General features: G+C 70.4%; 18 protein-coding genes and 1 tRNA gene. 14 read left to right on the top strand and 5 right to left on the bottom strand.

Features of this window, described 5'->3' with window-relative positions:
• Positions 1 to 80: 80 nt before the first annotated feature.
• The 10 genes from ACFY16_RS18140 to ACFY16_RS18095 all read left to right on the top strand — a co-directional run bounded on the left by ACFY16_RS18140 (position 81) and on the right by ACFY16_RS18095 (position 12478).
• A complete protein-coding gene (locus tag ACFY16_RS18140) occupies positions 81 to 2579 on the top strand; it encodes a PQQ-dependent sugar dehydrogenase (protein WP_390648091.1) in 2499 nt (832 codons plus the stop codon).
• A 14-nt stretch (positions 2580 to 2593) separates the two neighbouring features.
• Positions 2594 to 3925: a ThuA domain-containing protein gene (locus ACFY16_RS18135; RefSeq protein WP_390648090.1), complete on the top strand. Its 1332-nt coding sequence runs from the start codon at positions 2594 to 2596 to the stop codon at positions 3923 to 3925.
• A 103-nt stretch (positions 3926 to 4028) separates the two neighbouring features.
• Positions 4029 to 5201, top strand: coding sequence for an inositol-3-phosphate synthase (locus tag ACFY16_RS18130; RefSeq protein WP_390648197.1), 1173 nt, complete (start codon positions 4029 to 4031; stop codon positions 5199 to 5201).
• A 62-nt stretch (positions 5202 to 5263) separates the two neighbouring features.
• On the top strand, positions 5264 to 6268 hold the full coding sequence (locus ACFY16_RS18125; protein ID WP_390648089.1) for an SCO3242 family prenyltransferase: 1005 nt from the start codon (positions 5264 to 5266) through the stop codon (positions 6266 to 6268).
• Positions 6265 to 7194, top strand: coding sequence for a sugar phosphate isomerase/epimerase family protein (locus ACFY16_RS18120; protein ID WP_390648088.1), 930 nt, complete (start codon positions 6265 to 6267; stop codon positions 7192 to 7194). The genes ACFY16_RS18125 and ACFY16_RS18120 overlap by 4 nt, the downstream gene beginning before the upstream one ends.
• Positions 7191 to 7898, top strand: coding sequence for an EboA domain-containing protein (locus tag ACFY16_RS18115; protein ID WP_390648196.1), 708 nt, complete (start codon positions 7191 to 7193; stop codon positions 7896 to 7898). Before ACFY16_RS18120 ends, ACFY16_RS18115 begins: the two co-directional genes overlap by 4 nt.
• Positions 7898 to 8746, top strand: a complete 849-nt coding sequence (locus tag ACFY16_RS18110; RefSeq protein WP_390648087.1) for a TatD family hydrolase — start codon at positions 7898 to 7900, stop codon at positions 8744 to 8746. Before ACFY16_RS18115 ends, ACFY16_RS18110 begins: the two co-directional genes overlap by 1 nt.
• Positions 8747 to 8749: 3 nt before the next feature.
• A complete protein-coding gene (gene eboE, locus ACFY16_RS18105; protein WP_390648086.1) occupies positions 8750 to 9955 on the top strand; it encodes a metabolite traffic protein EboE in 1206 nt (401 codons plus the stop codon).
• Positions 9952 to 11349, top strand: a complete 1398-nt coding sequence (locus tag ACFY16_RS18100; protein WP_390648085.1) for an alkaline phosphatase family protein — start codon at positions 9952 to 9954, stop codon at positions 11347 to 11349. Before eboE ends, ACFY16_RS18100 begins: the two co-directional genes overlap by 4 nt.
• 88 nt (positions 11350 to 11437) lie before the next feature.
• Positions 11438 to 12478, top strand: coding sequence for a sugar phosphate isomerase/epimerase family protein (locus tag ACFY16_RS18095; RefSeq protein ID WP_390648084.1), 1041 nt, complete (start codon positions 11438 to 11440; stop codon positions 12476 to 12478).
• A gap of 104 nt (positions 12479 to 12582) precedes the next feature.
• Here the strand turns inward: ACFY16_RS18095 and ACFY16_RS18090 are convergent, their stop codons facing one another.
• From ACFY16_RS18090 to ACFY16_RS18070, 5 genes are all read right to left on the bottom strand, one after another.
• Positions 12583 to 13989 carry an OFA family MFS transporter gene (locus ACFY16_RS18090; protein ID WP_390648083.1) on the bottom strand — a complete coding sequence of 469 codons (1407 nt, stop codon included), beginning with the start codon at positions 13987 to 13989 and terminating at the stop codon, positions 12583 to 12585.
• A 1-nt stretch (position 13990) separates the two neighbouring features.
• A complete protein-coding gene (locus ACFY16_RS18085) occupies positions 13991 to 15382 on the bottom strand; it encodes an OFA family MFS transporter (RefSeq protein WP_390648082.1) in 1392 nt (463 codons plus the stop codon).
• A 225-nt stretch (positions 15383 to 15607) separates the two neighbouring features.
• The gene (locus ACFY16_RS18080; protein ID WP_390648195.1) at positions 15608 to 17743 is read right to left on the bottom strand and encodes an acetate--CoA ligase family protein; all 2136 of its coding nucleotides are present in this window, start codon (positions 17741 to 17743) and stop codon (positions 15608 to 15610) included.
• A gap of 4 nt (positions 17744 to 17747) precedes the next feature.
• Complete coding sequence (gene frc, locus ACFY16_RS18075; protein WP_390648081.1) at positions 17748 to 18998, bottom strand: formyl-CoA transferase; 1251 nt, start codon at positions 18996 to 18998, stop codon at positions 17748 to 17750.
• A gap of 10 nt (positions 18999 to 19008) precedes the next feature.
• Positions 19009 to 20691, bottom strand: a complete 1683-nt coding sequence (locus ACFY16_RS18070) for a thiamine pyrophosphate-binding protein (RefSeq protein ID WP_390648194.1) — start codon at positions 20689 to 20691, stop codon at positions 19009 to 19011.
• A gap of 189 nt (positions 20692 to 20880) precedes the next feature.
• Here ACFY16_RS18070 and sucC point away from each other — a divergent pair, with 189 nt between their 5' ends.
• From sucC to ACFY16_RS18050, 4 genes are all read left to right on the top strand, one after another.
• Positions 20881 to 22011: an ADP-forming succinate--CoA ligase subunit beta gene (gene sucC / locus ACFY16_RS18065; protein ID WP_390648080.1), complete on the top strand. Its 1131-nt coding sequence runs from the start codon at positions 20881 to 20883 to the stop codon at positions 22009 to 22011.
• A gap of 14 nt (positions 22012 to 22025) precedes the next feature.
• The gene (sucD, locus tag ACFY16_RS18060; protein ID WP_390648079.1) at positions 22026 to 22934 is read left to right on the top strand and encodes a succinate--CoA ligase subunit alpha; all 909 of its coding nucleotides are present in this window, start codon (positions 22026 to 22028) and stop codon (positions 22932 to 22934) included.
• Positions 22935 to 23113: 179 nt separating this feature from the next.
• Positions 23114 to 24688: an aldehyde dehydrogenase family protein gene (locus tag ACFY16_RS18055; RefSeq protein ID WP_390648078.1), complete on the top strand. Its 1575-nt coding sequence runs from the start codon at positions 23114 to 23116 to the stop codon at positions 24686 to 24688.
• 301 nt (positions 24689 to 24989) lie between these two features.
• A tRNA-Leu gene (locus ACFY16_RS18050) sits at positions 24990 to 25074 on the top strand.
• The last annotated feature ends 226 nt before the right edge of the window (positions 25075 to 25300 follow it).

Here is a 25300-nt window from a genome sequence, read left to right as displayed (position 1 = left end):
CTTTCCCCAGGCTTCCGGGATGACGGCGCATCCCGGCGCACGCACCCACCCGTACAACCGGCCCCATTCTGGAGGCACCCGTGCACGGGAACGACCGCACCACCAGCACTGGCAGAAACGAGACCCACAGACGACGCCCGTCGCTCCGCCGAGCGATCGCCCTGCTCACCGGCGCACTGCTGGCAGGGGCGTCCCTCACCCTCACCACACCCCGGGCCGACGCAGCCGTCGCCGACGCGGGGACCGCCGCGGCGGAGGACTTCCAGCAGGTCACGCTGGCCAAGGGGGAGCCGGAGGTCGGTGAACCCATGTCCCTCGCGGTCCTCCCCGACCGTTCGGTCCTGCACACCTCGCGCGACGGCGAACTCCGTATCACCGACGCCGCCGGCAACACCCGCCTGGCCGGCAAGCTGGACGTCTACTCGCACGACGAGGAAGGCCTCCAAGGCGTCGGAGTCGACCCGGGCTTCACCACCAACCGCTTCATCTACCTCTACTACGCACCCCCGCTGAGCACCCCGGCCGGCGACGCCCCCGAGACCGGTACCGCCGCCGACTTCGCGCCCTTCGACGGGGTCAACCGCCTCTCCCGCTTCGTCCTGAACACCGACGGAACCCTGGACGCGGCGAGCGAGAAGCAGATCCTCGACGTCCCGGCCTCCCGCGGCCTGTGCTGCCACGTCGGCGGCGACATCGACTTCGACGCGGCCGGCAACCTGTACCTGTCGACGGGCGACGACACCAACCCGTTCCAGTCCGACGGCTTCACCCCGATCGACGAACGCGCCGACCGCAACCCGGCCTTCGACGCCCAGCGCTCGGCCGGCAACACCAACGACCTGCGCGGGAAGATCCTGCGCATCAAGGTGAACGCCGACGGCTCCTACTCCGTCCCCGACGGCAACCTCTTCCCGCCCGGCACCGACCGGACCCGCCCCGAGATCTACGCGATGGGCTTCCGCAACCCGTTCCGCTTCAGCGTCGACAAGGCGACCGGCATCCTCTACGTCGGCGACTACGGCCCCGACGCCGGCGCCGCCGACCCCGCACGAGGACCCGCCGGCCAGGTCGAGTTCGCCCGCGTCACCGCCCCCGGCAACTTCGGCTGGCCCTACTGCACCGGCGCCAACGACGCCTACGTGGACTACGACTTCGCGACGAAGGCATCGGGCGCCCCCTTCGACTGCTCCGCCCCGAAGAACACCTCGCCCCACAACACCGGCCTGACCGACCTGCCCCCGGCCCAGCCCGCCTGGATCCCGTACAACGGCCCGTCCGTGCCCGACTTCGGCGACGGCTCCGAGTCCCCGATGGGCGGCCCCGTCTACCACTACGACGCCTCGCTCGACTCGCCGGTGAAGTTCCCCGAGGCGTACGACGGGAACTTCTTCGCCGGGGAGTTCGGCCGCCGCTGGATCAAGCGGATCGTGAGCGACGGCAGCGGCACCGTGCAGTCGATCAACGCCGTCCCGTGGACCGGCACCCAGGTCATGGACATGGCCTTCGGCCCGGACGGTGCGCTGTACGTCCTCGACTACGGCACCGCATGGTTCGGCGGCGACGACAACTCGGGCCTGTACCGCATCGAGAACGCCACCGACGGTCACTCACCCGTCGCGCAGGCCGCGGCCGACCGGACCTCCGGGCAGGCGCCGATGAAGGTTCAGTTCTCCTCCGAGGGCACGTCCGACCAGGACGGTGACGCGCTCACGTACAGCTGGGACTTCGGCGACGGCGGCACGTCGACGACGGCCGATCCGACGTACAAGTACAAGAAGAACGGCACGTACACCGCGACCCTGACCGCCAAGGACACCTCGGGCCGCACCGGCAGCGCGAGCGTGCAGATCGTCGTCGGCAACACCGCGCCCAAGGTGACGATCGAACTTCCCGAGGACGGGCAGCTGTTCAGCTTCGGGGATGCGATCCCGTTCAAGGTGAAGGTCACCGATCCGGAGGACGGCCGGAACATCGACTGCTCGAAGGTCGAAGTCACGTTCGTCCTCGGCCATGACACCCACGGCCACCCGATCACCTCGGCCGACGGCTGCACCGGCACCCTCCAGACCACCGCCGACGGCGGCCATGACGAGAACGCCAACATCTTCGGGGTCCTCGACGCCGAGTACACCGACGGCGGTGGCGGCGGCCAGGCCGCGCTCACCTCGCACGGCCGCAACGTCCTGCAGCCCAGGCACCGCCAGGCCGAGCACTACACAAACGCCTCCGGCGTCTCGGTCATCACCAAGGACACCGCGCACGGCGGCAGGACGGTCGGTGACATCGACAACGGCGACTGGATCTCCTTCACACCGTACGCCCTGAGCAACGCCAAGAAGATCACGGCGCGTATCGCCTCCGGCGGCGCGGGCGGAACGCTGGAGGTCCGAGCCGGCTCGTCCAACGGGACCCTGCTCGGCAAGGCGACCGTCCCGGTGACCGGCGGCTGGGAGACCTTCCAGGACGTCAGTGCCGACCTGTCCCGCGCACCGAGGGGCACGACAACGCTCTACCTGGTCTTCAAGGGCGGCTCGGGCGCTCTGTTCGACGTGGACGACTTCACCTTCACCACCGGCTGAGAGGAGGAACCCTGATGCGCTCAACCGGACGACTGGCGACCGCTGTCGTGGGCGCCGCACTGCTGATCGGCTACGTCTCGGGCCCGGCCTCCTCGCACCCCGGGGACGCGGCGAAAAAGGTGCTGGTCTTCTCCAAGACGGCCGGCTTCCGGCACGACTCCATCCCCGAGGGCGTGGCGGCGGTGAAGCAGCTCGGCGCGAGCGGCGGCTTCACGGTCGACGCGACCGAGGACGCGAGCGCGTTCACCGCGAAGAACCTGCGGCGATACGACGCGGTCGTGTTCCTGTCGACGACCGGAGACGTCCTCGACCAGGCCCAACAGCTCGCCTTCGAGGGCTACATCCGGCACGGCGGCGGCTACGTCGGTATCCACGCCGCCGCCGACACCGAGTACGACTGGGCGTTCTACGGCGGCCTCGCCGGCGCGTACTTCCAGTCGCACCCGGCGATCCAGCCGGCGCGCGTGGCCGTCGAGGACCGCGCTCATCCCGCGACGTCGGGGCTGGCACGGACCTGGGACCGCACCGACGAGTGGTACAACTACCGCTCGAATCCTCGGGACCGGGCCCACGTCCTGGCCTCGCTCGACGAGTCGTCCTACACCGGCGGCACCATGAACGGCGACCACCCGATCGCCTGGTGCCAGACCTACCAGGGCGGCCGGGCCTTCTACACCGGCGCCGGCCACACCAAGGACTCGTACGCCGAACCCGCCTTCCGCGCACACCTGTTGGGCGGAATCCGCTGGGCCATCGGCGACGCCCAGGCGGACTGCCGACCGGAGAACGGCTACACCTCCCTCTTCGACGGCACCTCGCTGGACGGCTGGCGGCAGGCCGGCCCGGGCTCCTTCACCCTCGACGACGACGGCACGCTGACGTCGACGGGCGGCATGGGTCTGCTCTGGTACGCCGACCGGAGTTTCGGCTCGTACTCGCTGAAACTCGACTGGAAGGCGGCCGGCGACGACAACTCGGGTGTGTTCGTCGGCTTCCCGCCCTCGGACGACCCGTGGTCGGCCGTCGACAACGGCTACGAGGTCCAGATCGACGCCACCGACGTACCCGAGAAAACCACCGGGTCCGTCTACGGCTTCCAGTCGGCCGACCTGGGGCGGCGCGACCGAGCGCTGAACCCGCCGGGTGAGTGGAACACGTACGAGATCCGCGTGGAGGGCGAGCGCCTCCGCGTCTGGCTCAACGGCGTGAAGATCAACGATTTCACCAACACCGATCCGGCCCGGAGCCTGCGCGACGGGCACCTCGGCATCCAGAACCACGGAGCCGACGACCAGGTGTCCTTCCGTGACGTCCGGATCAAGGAACTGCCCGCGCAGGGCAACTGAGCGACGGCGGGCGGGGGACGCCGGACCCCCGCCCGCCGTCTTCTCCCCACCCTTCTGGGGTTCCCGCACATCAAGGAGGCTGTCCGTGTCCGTTTCCGTGCCAGTGTCCGCGTCCCCTTCCCGAATCCGTGCGGGTGTGTGGCTGATCGGCGCCCGCGGCTCGGTCGCCACCACCGTCGTCGCGGGGTGCGCCGCTGTCACCGCGGGCCTGCACGCGCCGACGGGCATGGTCACCGAGACGCCGCCGTTCAACGCCGCCGGCCTGCCACCCCTGTCCTCCCTGGTCTTCGGTGGCCACGACACCACGGACTGCCCCCTGCCCAAACGGGCGGAGACCCTGGCGGCCGACGGCGTACTGCCGCCCGGCCTGCCCTCGGCGGTCGCCGCCGACCTGGCCGCCGCCGACAGCGAGATCAGACCGGGCGGCCCGCTCCCCGGCGACACCAGGAACGCGGAGGAACTCATCGAGGCGTTCGCCTCCGACCTACGACACTTCGCGCGACGTCACCGCCTGGCCCGCGTGGTGGTGGTGAACGTCGCGTCCACCGAACCGGCCCCGGTCGGCCCGGACCTTCCCGCCAGCTCCCTGTACGCGACGGCGGCCCTCCGCGCGGGCTGCCCCTACGTCAACTTCACCCCGTCGGCAGGACTGCACCACCCGTCGCCGGCCCGGGAAGCGGCGGCGAGCGGTCTGCCGTACGCAGGTCGCGACGGCAAGACCGGCCAGACCTTGCTCCGCTCCGTACTGGGACCGATGTTCGCGCACCGCGCGCTCACCGTGCGGGCCTGGTCCGGCACGAACCTGCTCGGCGGCGGCGACGGTGCCTCGCTCGCCGACCCCGCCGCCGCGGCGGCGAAGAACGCGGGCAAGGAACGCGTCCTCGCCGACACCCTCGGCACGACCCCCGCGGGCCAGGTCCACATCGACGACGTCCCGGCTCTCGGCGACTGGAAGACCGCCTGGGACCACATCGCCTTCGACGGCTTCCTCGGCACACGCATGGTGCTCCAGACCATCTGGCAGGGCTGCGACTCGGCGCTGGCCGCACCGCTGGTACTGGACCTGGCCCGCCTGCTGCTGCGCGCCCACGAGGCAGGCCTGTCCGGCCCGCTGTCCGAACTCGGCTTCTACTTCAAGGACCCGATGGGGGAGGGTCCGTCGGCGCTCGCCGACCAGTACGCCGAACTGACGGCCTTCGCACACCGGCTGGCGCAAGCAGGCGCGGGAGCACATACGGGGGCCCGGCCGACGGAGCACAGCGGGGAGCAGCGGTGAAACGCCGGCCGACGGTGGCCGCGGATGTCCCTGGCCGTGTGGCCGGCGACGGATCGGACGGCGTGGCTGCTGATGCGGGGAGCTGCGCGGCCGCCGATGTCCCGGCTCGCGTGGGTGTCGATGTCCCGCGCCGCGCGCATCACTCGCCCCCCGACCACGTCCACGCCCGGAACACCCCCCGTGCCTGGGCCGAACTGCTGCGTCTGCCCGCCCTGTTCACGGTTCCCGGGGACGCCCTGGCCGGCGCGGCGGCGACCGACGCGCGCCCCGACTTCCGCACCCTGCTCGCCATCGGTTCCTCCCTCTGCCTGTACGAGGCCGGCATGGCCCTCAACGACTGGGCGGACCGTGAGGAGGACGCCAGGGAACGCCCGCACCGTCCCGTCCCGTCCGGCCGGGTCCGACCCGCCGCGGCGCTCGCCGCGGCCTGTGCCCTGACCGCGGGCGGCCTGGCTCTCGCGGCCGGCGCGGGCCGCCCCGCCCTCGCCGTCGCCGCCCCCCTCGCGGCCACCGTCTGGACCTACGACCTCACCCTCAAGCACACCCCCGTCGGTCCCCTGGCCATGGCGGCGGCCCGCGGCCTCGACCTGCTCCTGGGCGCCGCGGCCACCTCCGGCCACCTCCGCGAGGCCCTCCCTTCCGCCGCCCTCCTCGGCACGCACACCCTCGCGGTCACGGCCGTGTCCCGCCAGGAGACCCGAGGCGGCTCACCACTGGTCCCCTTGACGGCGTTGACCACCACCGGCCTTCTGACCGGCCTGTTGAGGCACCCCCCGTCCCGACCCCGGCGCCACCACCCGGGATCACCCGTCCGGGGCCTGCCCGGCAGCCTGCCGCGCACTGCACTGTCAGCCGCCTATGCCGCGACAGCAACCCGCCCCTACTTCCACGCCACCCTCAATCCCTCACCACCGCTCACCCAGCGAGCCGTGGCGGGCGGTATCCGCGCCACGATCCCTCTCCAGGCGACGCTCGCCGCCCGCTCCGGCGCCGGCGCCACCGCGCTCCTCGTCGCGGCCCTCGCCCCGCTCGCGGGGAGGTTCGGCAGGAAGGTGAGCGTCACATGAGCCCCCTCACCCACCTCCCCGGCGCGAACCCGGACCAGGACCCCGAGCCGAGGCAGGGAGGTCTTCGCTTCGGCTACGGCACCAACGGTCTCGCCGACCTCCGCCTCGACGACGCCCTCGCCCTGCTCGCCGACCTCGGCTACGACGGCGTCGGACTGACCCTCGACCACATGCACCTCGACCCGCTCGCCCCGGACCTCGCCGCCCGCACCCGCCGGGTGGCGCACCGCCTGGACGCCCTCGGCCTCGACGTCACCGTGGAGACGGGCGCTCGCTATGTGCTCGACCCGCGCCGCAAACACGGCCCCTCCCTGCTGGATGCCGACCCCGACGACCGCGCGAGGCGTGCCGACCTGCTGATCCGCGCCGTGCGGGTCGCCGCCGACCTGGGCGCCCACGCAGTCCACTGCTTCAGCGGCTCCACCCCGGCCGGAACGGACGAGGACGCGGCCTGGCAGCGCCTGGCCGACGGTCTCGCCCCGGTCCTGGACGCGGCCACCGCCGTCGGCGTCCCGCTCGCCGTCGAACCCGAGCCGGGCCACCTCCTCGCCACGCTCACCGACTTCCACCGCCTGCGCCGCGCCCTCGGCGACCCGGAACTCCTCGGTCTCACCCTCGACATAGGCCACTGCCAGTGTCTCGAACCCCTTCCTCCCGCCGAATGTGTCCGCGCCGCCGCCCCCTGGCTGCGCCACGTCCAGATCGAGGACATGCGCCGCGGCATCCACGACCATCTCCCCCTCGGTGCCGGGGACATCGACTTCCCGCCCGTCCTCGCCGCCCTGACCGCCGTCGGCTACCAGGGCCTGACCGTCGTCGAACTGCCCCGCCACTCCCACGCCGGCCCCCATCTCGCCGAACTCTCCCTTCCGTTCCTCCGCACCGCGGCCGCCTCCTCACGAGGGAGCACCCCATGCAGCCCATGACCCACCCGGACGCCGACCAGGGATCCCGGACGGCAAGCAGCCGGGGCGCCACCTCGGCCCCCGCCGCGCCGGACGAACTACGCGCCCACCTCGAAGCCCGCCTCGGTGGAGCCGCCCGCGCCTGGCTCGGCCAGGCCCTCGACGAGGCCGCCGCGCACCCCGGTACACACGGCCCCATCTCCGTGTGGGAGTTGCGCCTGGCCGAGGCCGGTCGCCGCTGCGGCCCCGGATACGCAGACGCCGCCCGTGTCCTCATTCTCGACGCGGCCCGCGCCGACCCGGCCGCCCTCACCCGCGTCTACTTCCAGGGCACCGCCGACGAACGGCGCGCCGTCCTGCATGCCCTGCCCCACCTCGTTCCGGGCCCCGACGCCGTCCCGCTCGTCGAGGACGCCCTGCGCACGAACGACACCCGGCTCCTGGCCGCAGCAGTCGGCCCGTACGCCGCCCGGCACCTCGCCCCTCACCACTGGCGGCACGCCGTCCTGAAGTGCCTGTTCACCGGAGTGCCCGTCGCCGAGGTCTCCGACCTGGCCCGACGCGCCCATGGGGACGCGGAACTCGCCCGCATGCTCGACGACTACGCCGCCGAACGCACCGCCGCGGGCCGTCCCGTGCCCGAGGACCTCCACCGCGTCCTGGCCCTGACGAGGGCCACCACCACGCCGCGCGGTACGGACGACCCCCATGGCAAGGAGTCCTGATGCGCATCTTCGACCCCCACATCCACATGACGTCCCGGACCACCGACGACTACGCGGCCATGCGGGCCGCGGGTGTCCGCGCCGTGGTCGAGCCGTCCTTCTGGCTCGGCCAGCCCCGCACCTCTCCCGCCTCCTTCCTCGACTACTTCGACTCCCTGCTGGGCTGGGAGCCCTTCCGCGCCGCCCAGTACGGCATCGCGCACCACTGCACGCTCGCCCTCAACCCCAAGGAGGCGAACGACCCGCGCTGTGTCCCCGTTCTCGACGAACTGCCCCGGTATCTCGTCAAGGACCAGGTGGTGGCCGTCGGCGAGATCGGCTACGACTCGATGACCCCCGCCGAGGACACCGCCCTGGCCGCCCAGCTCCAACTGGCCGCCGACCACGGGCTGCCCGCGCTGGTGCACACGCCGCACCGCGACAAGGCCGCCGGTCTGCGCCGCACCGTGGACGTCGTCCGGGAGTCCGCACTGCCGCCGGACCGTGTCCTGCTGGACCACCTCAACGAGACCACCGTGGAGGAGGCCAAGGACAGCGGCTGCTGGCTGGGCTTCTCCGTCTATCCCGACACCAAGATGGACGAGCGGCGCATGCTCGACATCATCCGCCGGTACGGCCCCGAGCGGGTCCTGGTGAACTCCGCCGCCGACTGGGGCAGGAGCGATCCCCTCAAGACGCGCAAGGTCGGCGACCTGATGCTCACGGACGGCTTCACGGAGGACGACGTCGACCGTGTGCTGTGGCGCAACCCCGTCGCCTTCTACGGACTCAGCGGTCGTCTGAACCTCGAGGTGGTGCCGGGCGGCGCCAGCCACGAGGGCAACTCCGTGCTGCGCGGCGGGGAGTGAGGGATGCGCTTCCGCCACCGTGACGGCTCCACCGTCCACCTCGCCTACTGCACCAACGTCCACCCCGCGGAAACCCTCGACGGCGTCCTCGCCCAGCTTCGCGACCACTGCGAACCCGTCCGCCGCCGGCTCGGCCGGGACCGCATCGGCATCGGCCTGTGGCTCGCCAAGGACGCTGTCCGGGCCCTGGTCACCGACCCCTCCGCACTGCGCGCTCTGCGCACCGAACTCGACCGGCGCGGACTCGAAGTCGTCACTCTCAACGGGTTCCCCTACGAAGGCTTCGGCGCTGAACACGTCAAGTACCGCGTCTACAAGCCGGACTGGGGCGACCCGGAACGCCTCGACCACACCACCGCCCTGGCCCGCGTCCTCGCCGCGCTCCTCCCCGACGACGTCACCGAAGGCAGCATCTCCACCCTGCCCCTCGCCTGGCGCACCGCCTATGACGAGCGGCGCGCCGAGACCGCGCGGACGTCCCTGCGGACCCTTGCCGAACGCCTGGACGCGCTCCAGGAACTGACCGGCCGCTCCATCCGTGTCGGCCTGGAACCGGAACCCGGCTGCACGGTGGAGACCACCGGCGATGCCATCGCCCCGCTGACGGCGATCGCCCACGACCGCATCGGCGTCTGTGTCGACACCTGCCACCTCGCCACCTCCTTCGAGGACCCGCACACCGCCCTGGACGCGCTCACCCGAGCCCGCGTCCCCGTCGTCAAAGCACAGCTCTCAGCCGCCCTGCACGCCGAGCACCCCCATCTCCCCGACGTCCGCGAAGCCCTGGCGGCCTTCGACGAACCCCGCTTTCTGCACCAGACCCGCACGTCCCCCACTTCCCACTCCGTTCGAGCGGGAGGGACCCCCATCGCCGCCGGTCTGCGCGGCACCGACGACCTCGGCGAGGCCCTGGAGGGCGAATCCCTGCCCGACGGCTCTCCGTGGCGGGCCCACTTCCACGTCCCGCTCCACGCGGCCCCCGCCGCGCCCCTCACCTCCACGCTCCCCGTGCTGAAGGACGCGCTGAACCGGCTCGTCGGCGGCCCGCAACCGCTCACCCGTCACCTGGAGGTGGAGACCTACACCTGGCAGGCCCTCCCGCCCCGGCTGCGTCCCCGGGGCCGGGCCCAGCTCACCGACGGAATCGCCGCCGAACTCACCCTCGCCCGTGACCTGTTGACGGACCTCGGCCTGAAGGAACTCCCATGAGTGCCCACCGCACCGGCACGGGCCCGACCCCCCTCCTCGTCCTCGACGTCGTCGGCCTCACCCCTCGGCTCCTCGAACACATGCCCCACCTCAAGGCCCTGGCCCAGTCCGGCTCCCGTGCGCCCCTGGGCACCGTCCTGCCCGCCGTCACCTGCGCCGCCCAGTCCACCTTCCTCACCGGCACCCTCCCCTCCGAGCACGGCATCGTCGGCAACGGCTGGTACTTCCGCGAACTCGGCGACGTACTGCTGTGGCGCCAGCACAACGCGCTGGTCGCCGGGGACAAGCTGTGGGACGCCGCCCGTCGCGCGTACCCGGGCTATACGGTCGCCAACATCTGCTGGTGGTACGCCATGGGCGCCGACACCGACATCACCGTCACCCCCCGTCCGATCTACTACGCCGACGGCCGCAAGGAGCCCGACTGCTACACCCGGCCCACGGCCCTGCACGACGAACTCACCGGGGAGCTCGGCACGTTCCCCCTGTTCCACTTCTGGGGTCCCGGTGCGGACCTCGTCTCCAGCCGGTGGATCGTCGACGCCACCCGTCACGTCCTGCGCACCCGCCACCCCGACCTGGCGCTGTGCTACCTCCCTCACCTCGACTACGACCTGCAGCGCTTCGGCCCCGACGACCCGCGCTCCCTGAAGGCGGCCGCGGACCTGGACGCCGTGGTGGCCCCGCTCCTGGACGACGCCCGCGCCGAGGGCCGTACGGTCGTGGCGCTCTCCGAGTACGGCATCACCCGCGTGAGCCGGCCCGTCGACATCAATCGGGCCCTGCGCCGCGCCGGCCTGCTCGACGTGCACACGCAGGACGGCATGGAGTACCTCGACCCGATGGCGTCACGCGCCTTCGCCGTCACCGACCACCAGATCGCCCACGTCTATGTGCGCCGCCCCGAGGACCTCGACGCCACCCGCGCAGCGCTCGACGGTCTGCCCGGCATCGAGCGACTCCTCGATGACGAGGGCAAGAAGAGCCATCACCTCGACCATCCGCGCTCCGGCGAGCTGGTCGCCGTCGCGGAGCCGGATGCCTGGTTCACGTACTACTACTGGCTCGACGACGCCCGCGCACCCGACTTCGCGCGACTCGTCGAGATCCACCGCAAACCCGGCTACGACCCGGCCGAACTCTTCATGGATCCCCTCGACCCCTACGTCAGGGTCAAGGCGGCGACCGCGCTGGCCCGCAAGAAGCTCGGCATGCGCTACCGCATGGCGGTCGTGCCCCTGGATCCGTCACCTATCCGCGGCAGCCACGGCCGCCTTCCCACGAGCGCCGACGACGGTCCGCTCCTCATCTGCTCCACCCCCCGCGCCGTCGGCGACCGCATCGCGGCCACCGACGTGAAGTCACTACTGCTCCAACTGGCCGGTCTCACCTGACCGGTACCACAGAACCGGTCTCTTCCGACTGGCCACAAGTGAAGCACTCACCACTGACAACGCCCTCCGAACCCGAGGAGTTCCAGGCATGAGCCGCATGTCCCAGACCGATCCCGAACTCACCCACCGCCTCACCAGACGCGGCATGCTCGGTGTAGCCGCCGGCGCCACCGCCGCCGCACTGCTCGGCGCCGCCGCCGCACCGGCGACCGCGGCCACCGAGACCGCCTCCGGCACCGCGGGCCGCGGCCGCCCCGTGCTGCCGCCCGGGCGCCTCGGCATCCAGCTCTACAGCCTCCGCGACAAGGTCTCCACGCTCGGCTTCGCCCCCGTCTTCGCCGAACTGGAGGCGTACGGCTACGACGAGATCGAGTTCGCCGGGTACACCCAGGGCTCCGCGGGCCCGATCACCCTCGCCCAGCTCAAGCGGCTGGCGAGCGACCACGGCCTGACCCCGATCGGCAGCCATGTCGGCTATTACTCCAACGACCCGAACGCCTACACCTTCGCCCAGAACCTGACCAAGGTCCTCGACGACGCCCAGGCTCTCGGCCTCCAGCACATCGGCACGGCCTCCGGCCCGTTCCGCTACGGCTCGACCGTCGACGCCTGGAAGCGGGCGGCGGAGGAGTTCAACACCTACGGCGCGGCGGCGAAGGCGCGCGGCATGAAGTTCTACCAGCACAACCACTCCGACGAGTTCTCGTTCGCCACCGACGATCCGAAGGTCCGCCTCTACGACGTCCTGCTCGCCGAGACCGACCCCGACCTCGTGTTCCTGGAGATGGACATCTTCTGGGCGTACGCGGGCCAGTTCCGCTTCGCCGTGCGGCCCGACGGCTCACCCGCCCCCTTCGAGCCCCTCGACTACGTCCTCAAGCAGCCGCACCGCTACCCGCTCTTCCACGTGAAGGACGGCGTGAGCGACCCGTCGAACCAGTTCGGCTACCGCATGGTCGACGTCGGTGACGGCGACATCGACTACCAGCGGTTCATCTCCGCCGTCAGCCGGCTGCGCGGCGAGCGCCTGGCCCACCACTGGCAGACCGAGCACGACAGCCCGACCGAGTCGTTCTCGTTCGCGCGGCGGTCCGGCGAGTATCTGCACTCCCTGCGTGAGAAGTGCTGAGAGTACGCACCCGAACGCATGAGGCGGCCCTCCCCGAGTCCCGGGGAGGGCCGCCTCATGCGCTCGAAGTCGAGCGACGCCCGATCGGCGCCCGTTCGGTGCCGTCAGCCCGCGGGCTGCGGCTGGACGATCGACGTGGCGTCCCGGCTGTGTCCCGGCTGCCGAAGCAGCAGGGTGATCGCCGCCGCCACCATCGAGACGGCCCCGGCCAGGGCGTAGGCGCCGTTGTAGCCCCAGGCCGCGACCACCATGGAACCGAGGCCGCCGCCGAACAGGCCGCTGATGAGCTTGCCGCTGTACACCAGCCCGTAGTTGGTGGCGTTGTAGTTCTCGCCGAAGTAGTCCGGGGTCAGCGCCGCGAACATCGGGTAGAACGCGCCGCCGCCGAAGCCGGAGAGGAAGGCGAAGAACAGGAACAACCACTCGCTTCTCAGGTCGCCGGCCAGGATCACGCCGAACTGCGCGAGGCCCAGGACGACGATGACGAACACCAGGGTCGACTTGCGGCCCCACTTGTCGGACAGCCAGCCGACGACCCCGCGGCCGATTCCGTTGATGACCGCCATGACGCCCATCGACGAGGCCGCCACCAGCGGACCGAAGCCGACCTCCTTGGCGAAGTCGACCTGGAAGGAGATCCCGAAGATCGACACGCCGGCGGTCATCACGATGGAGATCCACATCAGGGGGAGCATGCCGGTCCTGATGGCTTCCTTGGGCGTGTACTGCTTCACCGCCGGAGGGTTCTTGGCGAGGTTCGCCGCGTTCTTCCCGTCGCCGGAGTACGCCAGGGGATCGACGTCCGCCGGCCACCAGTTCTTCGGCGGGTCCTTGAAGAAGAACGCGCACCCGAACACCACGATCATGATGTAGCAGCCGATCAGGTCCAGCACCCGGTGGTAGTTCCCGGTGTCGAACGCGTAGTTGAAGATGAAGATGAACGGCAGCGACCCGTACGCGAAGCCGCCGTTGACGAACCCTGTCTTCGCGCCACGCCGCTCGGGGAACCACTTGCCGACCATGTTGATGCAGGTCGCGTAGACCAGGCCGGCCCCGATCCCGCCGACGACGCCGAAGCCCAGGATCGCCAGCAGGACGTTGCTCAGGTGGGAGAGGGCGAGGAAGCCCACGACGCACATGCCGGAGCCGATGTACATGGCCCTGCGGGCGGTCAGGACGCCCTTCTCCCGCAGCCAGCCCGCCGGGAAGGCGATGCCGGCCTGGAAGAACACCCAGACGCTGAGGATCCAGAAGGTGTTGCTCTGCGTCCAGCCGTGCGCGTGGGACAGGGTGTCCTCGGCGGAGCCGTACGCGTATTCGAAGACGCTGATGGCCATCATGGCGATCCACGGCAGATACACCATGATCTTGCGGGAGTGCCCGAGGATGTCCCGGTCGGTCTCGCCGACACGGTAGACGCGGCCACGGGAGTCGGTCACTTCACGGTAGGGACGGTGTGCGACGTCGGGGTCTGCCGACGAACTGTCGGTCGCGATGGGATCTGCCGTCATATCAGGCCATCTCCTCGCCGAGCGGGTGCGGGTTGGGAACGATGTGACGACGGGCCTGCGGCCGTCCCGGCGCCCTGAGGAAGAGCGCCAGTACCGCGGAGGCCAGCCCGATGGAACCTGCGATGATGAACGCGCCCTCGTAGTCCCACGCGCCGACCACGATCGAGCCGACGCCGGAGCCCACGAGGCCCGAGATGAGCTTCGAGCTGTAGACCATCCCGTAGTTGGTGGCGTTGTTGTTCTCGCCGAAGTAGTCCGCCGTCATGGCCGCGAACAGCGGGAAGATCGCCCCGCCGCCGAAGCCGGAGACCATGGAGCAGAACAGGAAGAACGGCATGCTGCCCATCTGGCCGGAGACCAGCACGCCGAACTGGGCCGTGCCGAGCACGATGCAGACGATGATCAGCGTGTTGCGGCGCCCGTAGCGGTCGGATATCCAGCCGATCACCCCGCGCCCGGTCCCGTTGACGATCGCCTTCAGGGACATCGCCGTGGCCACGATCCCGCCCGCGAAGCCCATGTCCTTGCCGAACGGCACCTGGAAGGCGATGCCGAAGATGTTGATCCCGGCCGTGCACAGCAGACAGAACCACATCATCCACAGGACGGGGGTACGGGCGGCCTCCTTCGGGGTGTACTGCTTCACCGCCGGCGGATTCTTCTCCAGCGCCCGCCGGATCTTCGGGTCGTCGGTCATCTTGAGCGGATCGACGTGCGGCGGCCACCAGCTCTTCGGCGGGTCCTTGAAGAACCACCCCGCGAACGCCACGACGAAGCAGCAGACGAGGCCCACCAGCACCAGGACGCCCTCGTAGTTGCTCAGGTCCATGTACGAGGTGAACAGGAAGACGAAGGGCACCGAGCCGTAGGCGAAACCGCCGTTGACCATGCCGGTCTTGCCGCCCTTGCGCTCCGGATACCACTTGCCGACCATGTTCACGCAGGTCGCGTAGACGAGGCCGGCGCCGATGCCACTGCACACGCCGAAGCCGAGATAGGCGACGATCACGTTCGGCGCGTACGCGAGCGAGAGATAGCCGAGGATCGTGCCCAGCGCGCCGAGCATCATCGCGTACCGCGCGGGCAGCCTGCCGCTCTCCCGCAGCTGCCCGGCCGGGAAGGCCACGGCGGCCTGGAAGAACACCCAGACGCCCATCAGCCAGAAGATGTGCCCACTGCTCCACAGATGGGCCTCGTGCAGTGTGTCCTCGGCCGACGTGAACGCGTACTCCGAGGAACTGATGCCCAGCATGCCCATCCACGGGAAGAGCACCATGGTCCAGCGTGGCCGCCCCATGATGTCCCGGTCGGTCTCGCCGATCCGGTACACGCGGCCGTTGCGGTCCGTCACCTCCCTGTAGGGGACGGACGTCGAGTAGTCGGTGGTTGTCATGTCGCTCAGCACCCCTTGCGTCGAAAGCTCTGGCCAGCGCCCCCTGTCCAATGCCTTTCGTGCGCGCACGGGTCCCCGGGGGCGGCCGACGCGCACCGTCGGCCGCTCCCGCGCCCACTCACCTCATGACCCGCCCCCCGACAAGCCGGCCGCCCGCGCCCACCGGACGGTGTTCCGCCCGGGCGACAGCCCCCGGACCCCCGGCCGATTCCTCACGTGGCCCGTTCATCGCAGCACCCCCGCCGCCCGCGCCCACCGGTACTTCGCGCCCAGTACGGCCACCGGCTTCTCGGTCGTGTACGGGTACGCCACGACCCCCCGCTCGTACAGGTACTGGCAGGCTTCCTCGACCTCGACGTCGCCTGCGAGCGAGGCCACCACGGGCTTCTCGATCCCGCGCTCCCGGAATTCGGCCACCACGCGCGCGGTGAGCTCGGCGAAGACCATCGGGGGAGTGACGATGGTGTGCCAGTAGCCGAGGACGAGCGCGTGGATGCGTGGATCCTCCAGACCCAGCCGGATCGTCGCCTCGTACGTCGACGGCGGCTCGCCCCCGGTGATGTCCACCGGGTTGCCCGCGGCCCCGAACGGCGGGATGAACTTCCGGAAGGACGCGTCCAGGTCCGGCGGGATCTCCATCAGCGACAGGCCGTTGTCCGTCACCGCGTCCGACAGCAGTACGCCACTGCCGCCGGCCCCCGTGATGATCACGACGTTGTCGCCCTCGGGGGTGGGAAGCACTGGCAACGCGCGCGCGTACTCCAGCATCTCGTTGAGCCCTGGCGCCCGGATGACGCCGGCCTGCCGGAGGATGTCGTCGTACACGGCGTCGTCGCCCGCGAGCGCGCCCGTGTGCGAGCCGGCCGCCTTCGCGCCGGCCGCCGTACGGCCCGCCTTGAGGACGACAACAGGCTTCTTACGGATGGTGTTTCGCGCCGCCTCCACGAACGCGCGCCCGTCCTTGAGGTCCTCCAGGTGCATCGCGATGCACTCGGTGTGCGGGTCCTCGCCGAACCAGGTCAGCAGGTCGTCCTCGTCCAGGTCCGACTTGTTGCCCAGGCCGACGATCGCCGACACGCCTGTCTTCGTGGTGCGGGCGAAGCCCAGGATGGCCATCCCTATGCCACCGGACTGCGAGGTCAGCGCCACCCCGCCCTTGACGTCGTACGGCGTGCAGAACGTGGCGCACAGGTCCTGCCACGTCGAGTAGTAGCCGTAGATGTTCGGACCGAGCAGACGGATGCCGTGCCGCTCGGCGATCGCCACGATCTCGTCCTGGAGTTCGTGCTCGCCGGTCTCCGCGAACCCGGAGGGGATCAGTACGGCGTTGGGGATCCCCTTGCGTCCCACCTCCTCCAGGGCCGAGGCCACGAACTTGGCGGGGATCGCGAAGACCGCCACATCCACCTCACCGGGAACGTCGATGACACTCTTGTACGCCTTGCGGCCCAGAATGTCATCGGCCTTGGGGTTCACCGGATGGATCTCACCGGCGAAACCGCCGTCGACGAGGTTGCGCATCACCGAATTGCCGATCTTGCCCTGCTCGTTGGACGCGCCGATCACGGCGACGGAGCTCGGCTGCATCAGCCGACGCATGGTCGCCAGTATCTCGTCGCGTGTATACCGGCGACGAGATGGTGGCTGCGACTCGGCCAGGATGACGCGGATGTCGGCGGCCACCGCGCCCTCCGCCGTCGCGATCACCGGATTGAGGTCGACCTCGGCGATCTCCGGGAAATCCGTGACCAGTTGGGACACCCGGCGGATCTGCTCGGCGATGGCCCACCGGTCCACGGCCGCGGCGCCGCGCACCCCGCGCAGGATCTCCGCCGCGCGGATCGAGTCCAGCATGGACAGCGCCTCGTCGGCGTCCACGGGAGCCAGCCGGAACGTGACGTCCTTGAGCACCTCGACGAGCACCCCGCCGAGCCCGAACGCCACGACCTTCCCGAACGTCGGATCGGTCACCGCGCCGACGATGACCTCCTGCCCTTGCGGAAGCAGCTCCTGCACCTGCACGCCCTCGATGCGCGCCCGCGGGTCGTACGCCCGCGCGTTCTCGACGATCCGGTGGAACGCGGCCCGTACGTCCGCCGCGCCCTCGACCCCGACGATCACACCGCCGGCGTCGGTCTTGTGCAGGATGTCGGGGGAGACGATCTTCATCACGACGGGCCCGCCGAAGCGGGCGGCGTACGCCACCGCTTCGTCCACATCGGTCGCCAGCTCTTCGCCCGGTACGGCGATCCCGTACGCGTCGGCGATCACCTTGCCCTCGGGCGCGGTGAGCGCGGTCCGCCCCTGAGTCCGTACGGTGTCCAGGAGCGTGCGCACCCTCAGCAGCCGGTCTTCGGCCATCACGTCAGATCACTCCGTTCGACTTGAGCAGGCGCAGCTCCTCGTCGCCGAGGCCGAGTTCGCCGATGTAGACCTCTTCGTTGTGCTCCCCGAGCAGGGGTGAACTCGTCACGTCCACGGGGGAGTCGGAGAGCTTGAGCGGGCTGCCGACGGTCATGAACTCGCCGCGCTCGGGGTGGGGAACGGTGACGACCATCTCGTTGGCGACCAGCGAGTCGTCCTCGATGATCTCCTTGGTGGACAGGATCGGCCCGCACGGGATGTTGTGGGCGTTGAGCTTCTCCAGCACCTCCCACTTGGGCAGGGTCGAGGACCACTCCTCGATCAGCTGGAACATCTTGTTCAGCTTCGGCAGGCGGGCCTCCGGCGTCGCCCACTCGGGGTCGTCGGCCAGTTCGGGCCGGCCGATGAGCTCACTGATCGGCTGCCAGCCGACGGGCTGCACGATGACGTACACGTAGTCGTTCGGTCCGCCCGGCGCGCACTTGACCGCCCAGCCGGGCTGGCCGCCGCCGGACGCGTTCCCGGACCGGGGAACCTCCGTGCCGAAGTCGTCGTTGGGATATTCAGCGAGCGGCCCGTGTGCCAGGCGTTGCTGGTCCCGCAGCTTCACCCGGCACAGGTTGAGTACAGCGTGCTGCATGGCCACGTTGACCCGCTGCCCACGCCCGGTGTGCTCCCGCTGATACAGCGCCGCGAGTATCCCCGCCACGGCGTGCACACCCGTCCCCGAGTCCCCGATCTGGGCCCCCGTCGCCAGCGGCGGCCCGTCCTCGAAACCGGTGGTCGACATCGACCCGCCCATGGCCTGAGCGACGACCTCGTACGCCTTGAAGTTGGTGTACGGGCCGTCCCCGAACCCCTTGATGGAGGCATAGACGATCCGCGGATTGATCTCCTGGATGCGGTCCCAGGTGAAGCCCATACGGTCGACCGCGCCCGGCCCGAAGTTCTCGACCATGACGTCGGAGCGCCGGATCAGCTCGGTGAGGATCTCCTTGCCGCGCTCGGTCTTGGTGTTGAGGGTGATGCTGCGCTTGTTGCAGTTGAGCATCGTGAAGTAGAGGGAGTCCACGTCCGGGAGGTCACGCAGCTGCTTGCGCGTGATGTCCCCGGTCGGCGCCTCCAGCTTGACGACGTCCGCCCCGAGCCAGGCGAGCAGCTGGGTCGCGGAGGGCCCGGACTGCACATGGGTCATGTCCAGGACGCGGATGCCTTCGAGGGCCTTGGGCGGCGTTCCGGTCGTTGCGGTCATGAAGGCCACCTCACTTGTACATGGTCTGGTTCATGGTTCCGGGGGCGTACGCGTCCGGGTCGACCCAGACGTTGATCAACGACGGCTTGCCCGACTCGCGGGCACGCTGCAGCGCCGGGCCGATGTCGGCGGGGTCACGGACCTCCTCGCCGTAACCGCCCAGCATCTGCGCGAACTTGTCGTAGTGGACGTCGCCGAGGGTGTTGCCCACCCGCTGGCGCTCCGGGCCGTACTTCTGGGCCTGGCCGTAGCGGATCTGGTTCATGGAGGAGTTGTTGCCGACGATGCCGACGAAGGGCAGGTCGTAGCGGACGAGGGTCTCGAAGTCCCAGCCGGTGAGGGAGAACGCGCCGTCGCCGAAGAGGGCCACCACTTCCTTGTCGGGCCGCGCCTGCTTCGCCGCGAGCACGAAGGGGACGCCGACGCCGAGCGTGCCCAGCGGGCCCGGGTCCATCCAGTGGCCCGGCGACTTGGGCTGCACGACCTGCCCGGAGAAGGTGACGATGTCGCCGCCGTCGCCGATGTAGATCGAGTCCTCGGTGAGGAAGTCGTTGATCTCGCTGACCAGCCGGTACGGGTGGATCGGCGAGGCATCCGACCTCAGGCTGGGCAGCCGCTTCTCGAGCGCGGTCTGCTCCGCCGCGCGCAGCTCGTCGAGCCACTCCTTGCGCCTCGACGCGCCGCCGTTGATGCGTCCGGAAGCCGCTTCCGTCACCGACTTCAGGACCAGCCCGGCGTCGCCGACGATGCCGAGGTCGACATCCCGGTTCTTGCCGACGGTGCGGTAGTCGAGGTCGATCTGCACGACGGTCGCATCCGGCGAGAGCCGCTTGCCGTAGCCCATGCGGAAGTCGAAGGGCGTGCCGACGATCACGATGACGTCGGCGTTGGAGAACGCGTACCGGCGCGACAGCTGGAAGTGGTGCGGGTCGCCGGGCGGCAGGGTGCCGCGGCCCGCTCCGTTCATGTACGCGGGGACGTTGAGGGTCCGTACGAGGTCGATGGCCGCCTCGGTGCCCCGGGTCGTCCACACCTGGCTGCCCAGCAGGATCGCGGGCTTCTCGGCGTGCACCAGCAGGTCGGCGAGCTTCTCGATGGCCTCGGGGTCGCCGGCCGAGCGGGTCGAGGCACGGTAGGCGCCGGGCTTCGGCACCCGTGCCTTGGCCGCGGGCACCTTGGCGTCGAGGACGTCCCGCGGGATCTCCAGGAAGGAGGGGCCGGGCGCGCCGTGGTAGCACTCGCGGAACGCCATCGACACCATGTCCGCCGCGCGCGCCGTGTCCGGCACGGTCGCCGCGAACTTGGTGATCGGCGCCATCATGTCGACGTGCGGCAGGTCCTGCAGGGACCCCATCTTGTGCTGGGTGAGGGCCCCCTGGCCGCCGATCAGCAGCATGGGGGACTCCGCGCGGAAGGCGTTCGCGACACCGGTGACGGCATCCGTCGTACCGGGACCGGCGGTGACGACCGCGCAGCCGGGCTTTCCGGTGAGGCGTGCGTAGCCGTCGGCCGCGTGGGCGGCGACCTGCTCGTGGCGGACGTCGACGACTTCTATGCCCTCGTCGACGCAGCCGTCGTAGATGTCGATGATGTGGCCGCCGCACAGCGTGTAGATGCGGTCGACCCCCTCGGCCTTGAGTGCCTTGGCAACGAGATGGCCACCGGAAATCACGTCCTGCGTGTCGTCGGGCATGGCGAAGTCCTGTCCCTTCGTAGGGGTGGGAACGCTCTTGCGGTACTGCATTCGGTAGATTGCATACAGTCGACGAATACTGTATGAAGATTGTTATCCCGCATCCGGTGGGTGGTGTCCAGGGGGCGTGCGGCACTTTTCCGGGGTCTGGGGTCGCTCCCCGGACGGACGTAGCAGACAGGAGCCGAGATGGACCTGTACGAACACCAGGCAAGGGAACTCTTCGAAGAACACGGGATCTTGGTTCCGCGGGCCGAGGTCACCGACTCGCCCAAGGAGGCGCGCGGGATCGCCCGTCGGCTGGGCGGTCGCGTCGTCGTCAAGGCGCAGGTCAAGACCGGTGGACGCGGCAAGGCCGGCGGCGTGAAGCTCGCCGCGGACCCGGCCGCCGCAGAACTGACGGCCCGCCAGATCCTCGGCATGGACATCAAGGGCCACACAGTCGGCGCGGTGATGCTGGCCCAACCCGTCGACATCGAGACCGAGTTCTACGTCTCCTACGTACTCGACCGCGCGGCCGGCCGCTTCCTCGCGATCGCCTCCGCCGAGGGCGGCATGGACATCGAGGAGGTCGCCGCCTCCCGGCCCGAGGCCGTGGCGCGCGTCCCCGTCGATCCGGCCGAGGGCGTCACCTCGGCGAAGGCCGGCGAGATCGCCGAGGCGGCCGGCCTGCCCGCGCAGACCGTCGACGTACTCGTACGGCTCTGGGAGGTGCTGGTGGCGGAGGACGCCCTCCTCGTCGAGGTCAATCCGCTCGTCCGCACGAAACAGGGCCAGATCCTCGCCCTCGACGGCAAGGTCACTCTCGATGACAACGCCGGCTTCCGGCAGCAGCGTTGGGGCGCCGACGCGGCCGCGCACGAGGACCCGCTCGAGGCGGCGGCCGCCGCGAAGGGCCTCAACTACGTCAAGCTCGACGGCGAGGTCGGCATCATCGGCAACGGCGCGGGCCTCGTGATGTCGACGCTCGACGTGGTCGCGGGCTGCGGCGCCCGACCCGCCAACTTCCTCGACATCGGCGGCGGGGCTTCCGCCCGGGTCATGGCCGACGGGCTGTCCGTCATCCTCTCCGACCCGGCGGTGAAGTCCGTCTTCGTCAATGTCTTCGGCGGCATCACCGCGTGCGACGCGGTCGCCGACGGCATCGTGCAGGCCCTGGACAGCGTCCAGTTGACCAAACCGCTGGTCGTCCGCCTCGACGGGAACAACGCGGCCCGCGGCCGCGCCATCCTCGACGAGCACGCCCATCCCCGGGTCCAGCAGGTCACCACCATGGACGGCGCCGCCCACCGGGCCGCCCGACTCGCCACCGAAGTCTGAGGAGACGGGACGACATGGCCATTTACCTCACCAAGGAAAGCAAGGTCCTCGTCCAGGGCATGACCGGCGGCGAGGGCATGAAGCACACCCGGCGCATGATCGCGGCCGGCACGAACGTGGTCGGCGGCGTCAACCCGCGCAAGGCGGGCCGTACCGTCGACTTCGACGATCGGGCCGTCCCGGTCTTCGGCTCGGTCGGCGAAGGGATGGCGGCGACCGGTGCCGACGTGACCGTCGTCTTCGTCCCGCCCGCGTTCGCCAGGGCGGCCGTCGTCGAGGCCGCGGACGCCGGCATCGCCCTCGCCGTCGTCATCACCGAGGGCATCCCGGTGCACGACGCCGTCGCCTTCACCGCGTACGCGAAGCGGCAGGGGACGAGGATCGTCGGCCCCAACTGCCCCGGTCTGATCACCCCCGGCCAGTCCAACGCGGGCATCATCCCCGCCGACATCGCCAAGCCCGGCCGCATCGGCCTGGTGTCCAAGTCCGGCACCCTGACCTACCAACTCATGTACGAACTGAGGGACGTCGGCTTCTCGACATGCGTCGGCATCGGCGGCGACCCCGTCGTCGGCACCACCCACATCGACTGCCTCGCCGCCTTCCAGGACGACCCCGACACCGAACTGATCGTCCTCATCGGGGAGATCGGCGGCGACGCGGAGGAACGCGCGGCCGCGTACATCCGCGCACACGTCACCAAGCCGGTCGTCGGCTACATCGCCGGCTTCACCGCTCCCGAGGGCAAGACCATGGGGCACGCGGGCGCGATCGTCTCCGGTTCGTCCGGCACGGCGCAGGCGAAGAAGGAGGCGCTGGAGGCGGTCGGGGTGAGCGTGGGAGGCACACCGACGGAGACCGCGCAACTCGTACTGTCCGTACTGTCCCGATTCGAGGGCAGCCGTGACGTCACTCATAGTTGATGTGAGGTGACTGTCACCCACCGGGCGGTGTCACTACGTTCCCCTGTACGGGACGCTCATGTGTACGACTGCATGCGACGCTCATTTGTACGACGTCCGCGCACGGCGGTCCGAACCCGTGCGCCGGGCGAGCCATCCACCTCCCGCCCCCGACTGTGCACCGAGAGCGGAGCTCAACCATGGCGCCCACCCTCAACCCCGACTCGAGTCCCGGCCCACGGACTCTCACCCTCAAATCAGGTACGTCCTGGTCCGACGCCTGGCAGCGCTGCCTGAGCGTCGCCCCCGAAGCCTTCCGGGACGACCGCGTCCTCAACCTCTGGCAGTCCGCCTGGCACGCGGACGGCCGGGCCCTGCCCGCCACGAGCCCGGTCGACGGCAGCCCCATCGCGGGCCCGCCCCGCCTGGACCAGGACACCGCCCGGCAAGCGGTCCGTGCCTCGCTCGACCAGCACCGGGCCTGGCGGTACATACCGCTCGACGAACGCCGTGCTCGCGTCGCCGCCACCCTCGACGCCCTCACCGAGCACCGCGAACTCCTCGCCCTGCTGCTCGTCTGGGAGATCGGCAAACCCTGGCGGCTCGCCCAGGCGGACGTCGACCGGGCCATCGACGGCGTGCGCTGGTACGTCGACGGCATCGAGCCGATGGTCGCCGGCCGGGCCCCGCTGGAGGGCCCGGTGTCCAACATCGCGAGCTGGAACTACCCGATGAGCGTGCTCGTTCACGCATTGCTGGTACAGGCATTGGCGGGCAACGCGGTCATCGCCAAGACCCCGACCGACGGCGGTGTCGCGTGTCTGACGCTGGCCTGCGCGCTCGCCGCCCGCGAGGGAATCCCCGTCACCCTCGTCAGCGGCAGCGGAGGCGAGCTGTCGGAGGCGCTGGTGCGGGCGCCCGAGATCGGCTGTGTCTCCTTCGTCGGTGGCCGCGACACCGGCGCCGCGGTGGCCACGGCCGTCGCCGACCTCGGCAAGCGGCACGTACTCGAACAGGAGGGACTCAACACCTGGGGCATCTGGAACTACACGGACTGGGACGCGCTCACGGCCGTCGTCCCCAAGCTCTTCGACTACGGCAAGCAGCGCTGCACGGCCTACCCGCGCTTCGTCGTCCAGCGTGAGCTGTTCGACGCGTTCCTGGCGGCGTACCTCCCGGCGGTCCGCACGCTCAGGGTCGGTCACCCGCTGGCGGTCGGCCGGAGCGACGACCCCTGCCCCGAGCTGGACTTCGGGCCGGTGATCAACGCGGCCAAGGCCAAGGAACTGCACGACCAGGTCGCCGAGGCCATCGACCGCGGCGCCGTGCCGCTGCACCGCGGCAAGCTGTCCGACGCCCGCTTCCTGCCCGGCCAGGACACCTCGGCGTACGTACAGCCGGTCACGCTCCTCAACCCGCCCCCGTCGTCACCCCTGCATCACGCGGAACCGTTCGGCCCGGTCGACACCATCGTCCTGGTCGACACGGAGGCGGAGCTGCTGGCCGCGATGAACGCGTCCAACGGCGCGCTGGTCGCCACGCTGTCCACGGACGACCGGGCGACCTACGACCGGCTGGCCCCGCAGATCCGCGCCTTCAAGGTCGGCCACGGCAAGCCCCGCTCCCGCGGCGACCGCGACGAACTGTTCGGCGGCTTCGGCGCGTCCTGGAGCGGCGCGTTCGTCGGCGGGGACCTGCTGGTGCGCGCGGTGACTCAGGGTCCGGCGGGGGAGCGGCTGCCGGGGAACTTCCCGGAGTATCACCTCATGCCGTGACCGGCCGGGTGGGTGGGGGTGGTGGCGGTGCGACCTTCGTTGATCGCGGTCGCCGGCAGGGCCGTGTCCGCCGCCGCTGCCTCCCCTCGCCGTCCCCTTCCGGAATGCGCAGAGCGGCGGCGAAAGGGCCGTCCGTGGGCGTATTCGTCCGATCACCCGCAGTGACGCGACTGCCCCCTGTCCACGCGCGTCACCCAGGGGCGCCGTCAGGGTGGATACGCAGGTGAAAGGCACTCCGAAACCTTGGTATTGTTGTCCATGTCGCCGCGGGGAACACGCCCCGCAAGGCGGCAGACACCTAGTCCGGGTGGCGGAATGGCAGACGCGCTAGCTTGAGGTGCTAGTGCCCTTTATCGGGCGTGGGGGTTCAAGTCCCCCCTCGGACACCGACAGGTAGCCCACGGGTTACCGCAGAGTGCTGGTTGAGATTCGTCTCGACCAGCACTTTCTGTTTCCCGGAGCCGTGGGTGAGGGCGAGCCCGAGCCGGCGGTAGATCTCCGCCTCGTCCGCGGCTTCCGCTTGCGGCGCGGGCTTTGCGGGCCTGGGGCTCGGCAAGTACCGGTCCAGCGCCTCAGTAGGTCCTGGAGGACGTCGAGGACCTCTCGTGGCAG

Source organism: Streptomyces sp. NPDC001315 (genome assembly GCF_042896175.1).
GTDB lineage: Bacteria > Actinomycetota > Actinomycetes > Streptomycetales > Streptomycetaceae > Streptomyces.
This window is presented reverse-complemented; position numbering and strand designations above follow the sequence as displayed.

What these genes read in the sequence shown, in the direction of transcription:
- ACFY16_RS18135 (WP_390648090.1), top strand. Translation starts at nt 2,594, where the DNA reads ATGCGCTCAACCGGACGACTGGCGACCGCTGTCGTGGGCGCCGCACTG.
- ACFY16_RS18120 (WP_390648088.1), top strand. Translation starts at nt 6,265, where the DNA reads ATGAGCCCCCTCACCCACCTCCCCGGCGCGAACCCGGACCAGGACCCC.
- ACFY16_RS18115 (WP_390648196.1), top strand. Translation starts at nt 7,191, where the DNA reads ATGACCCACCCGGACGCCGACCAGGGATCCCGGACGGCAAGCAGCCGG.
- ACFY16_RS18110 (WP_390648087.1), top strand. Translation starts at nt 7,898, where the DNA reads ATGCGCATCTTCGACCCCCACATCCACATGACGTCCCGGACCACCGAC.
- eboE (WP_390648086.1), top strand. Translation starts at nt 8,750, where the DNA reads ATGCGCTTCCGCCACCGTGACGGCTCCACCGTCCACCTCGCCTACTGC.
- ACFY16_RS18100 (WP_390648085.1), top strand. Translation starts at nt 9,952, where the DNA reads ATGAGTGCCCACCGCACCGGCACGGGCCCGACCCCCCTCCTCGTCCTC.
- ACFY16_RS18095 (WP_390648084.1), top strand. Translation starts at nt 11,438, where the DNA reads ATGAGCCGCATGTCCCAGACCGATCCCGAACTCACCCACCGCCTCACC.
- ACFY16_RS18090 (WP_390648083.1), bottom strand. Translation starts at nt 13,989, where the DNA reads ATGACGGCAGATCCCATCGCGACCGACAGTTCGTCGGCAGACCCCGAC.
- ACFY16_RS18085 (WP_390648082.1), bottom strand. Translation starts at nt 15,382, where the DNA reads ATGACAACCACCGACTACTCGACGTCCGTCCCCTACAGGGAGGTGACG.
- ACFY16_RS18080 (WP_390648195.1), bottom strand. Translation starts at nt 17,743, where the DNA reads ATGGCCGAAGACCGGCTGCTGAGGGTGCGCACGCTCCTGGACACCGTA.
- frc (WP_390648081.1), bottom strand. Translation starts at nt 18,998, where the DNA reads ATGACCGCAACGACCGGAACGCCGCCCAAGGCCCTCGAAGGCATCCGC.
- ACFY16_RS18070 (WP_390648194.1), bottom strand. Translation starts at nt 20,691, where the DNA reads ATGCCCGACGACACGCAGGACGTGATTTCCGGTGGCCATCTCGTTGCC.
- sucC (WP_390648080.1), top strand. Translation starts at nt 20,881, where the DNA reads ATGGACCTGTACGAACACCAGGCAAGGGAACTCTTCGAAGAACACGGG.
- sucD (WP_390648079.1), top strand. Translation starts at nt 22,026, where the DNA reads ATGGCCATTTACCTCACCAAGGAAAGCAAGGTCCTCGTCCAGGGCATG.
- ACFY16_RS18055 (WP_390648078.1), top strand. Translation starts at nt 23,114, where the DNA reads ATGGCGCCCACCCTCAACCCCGACTCGAGTCCCGGCCCACGGACTCTC.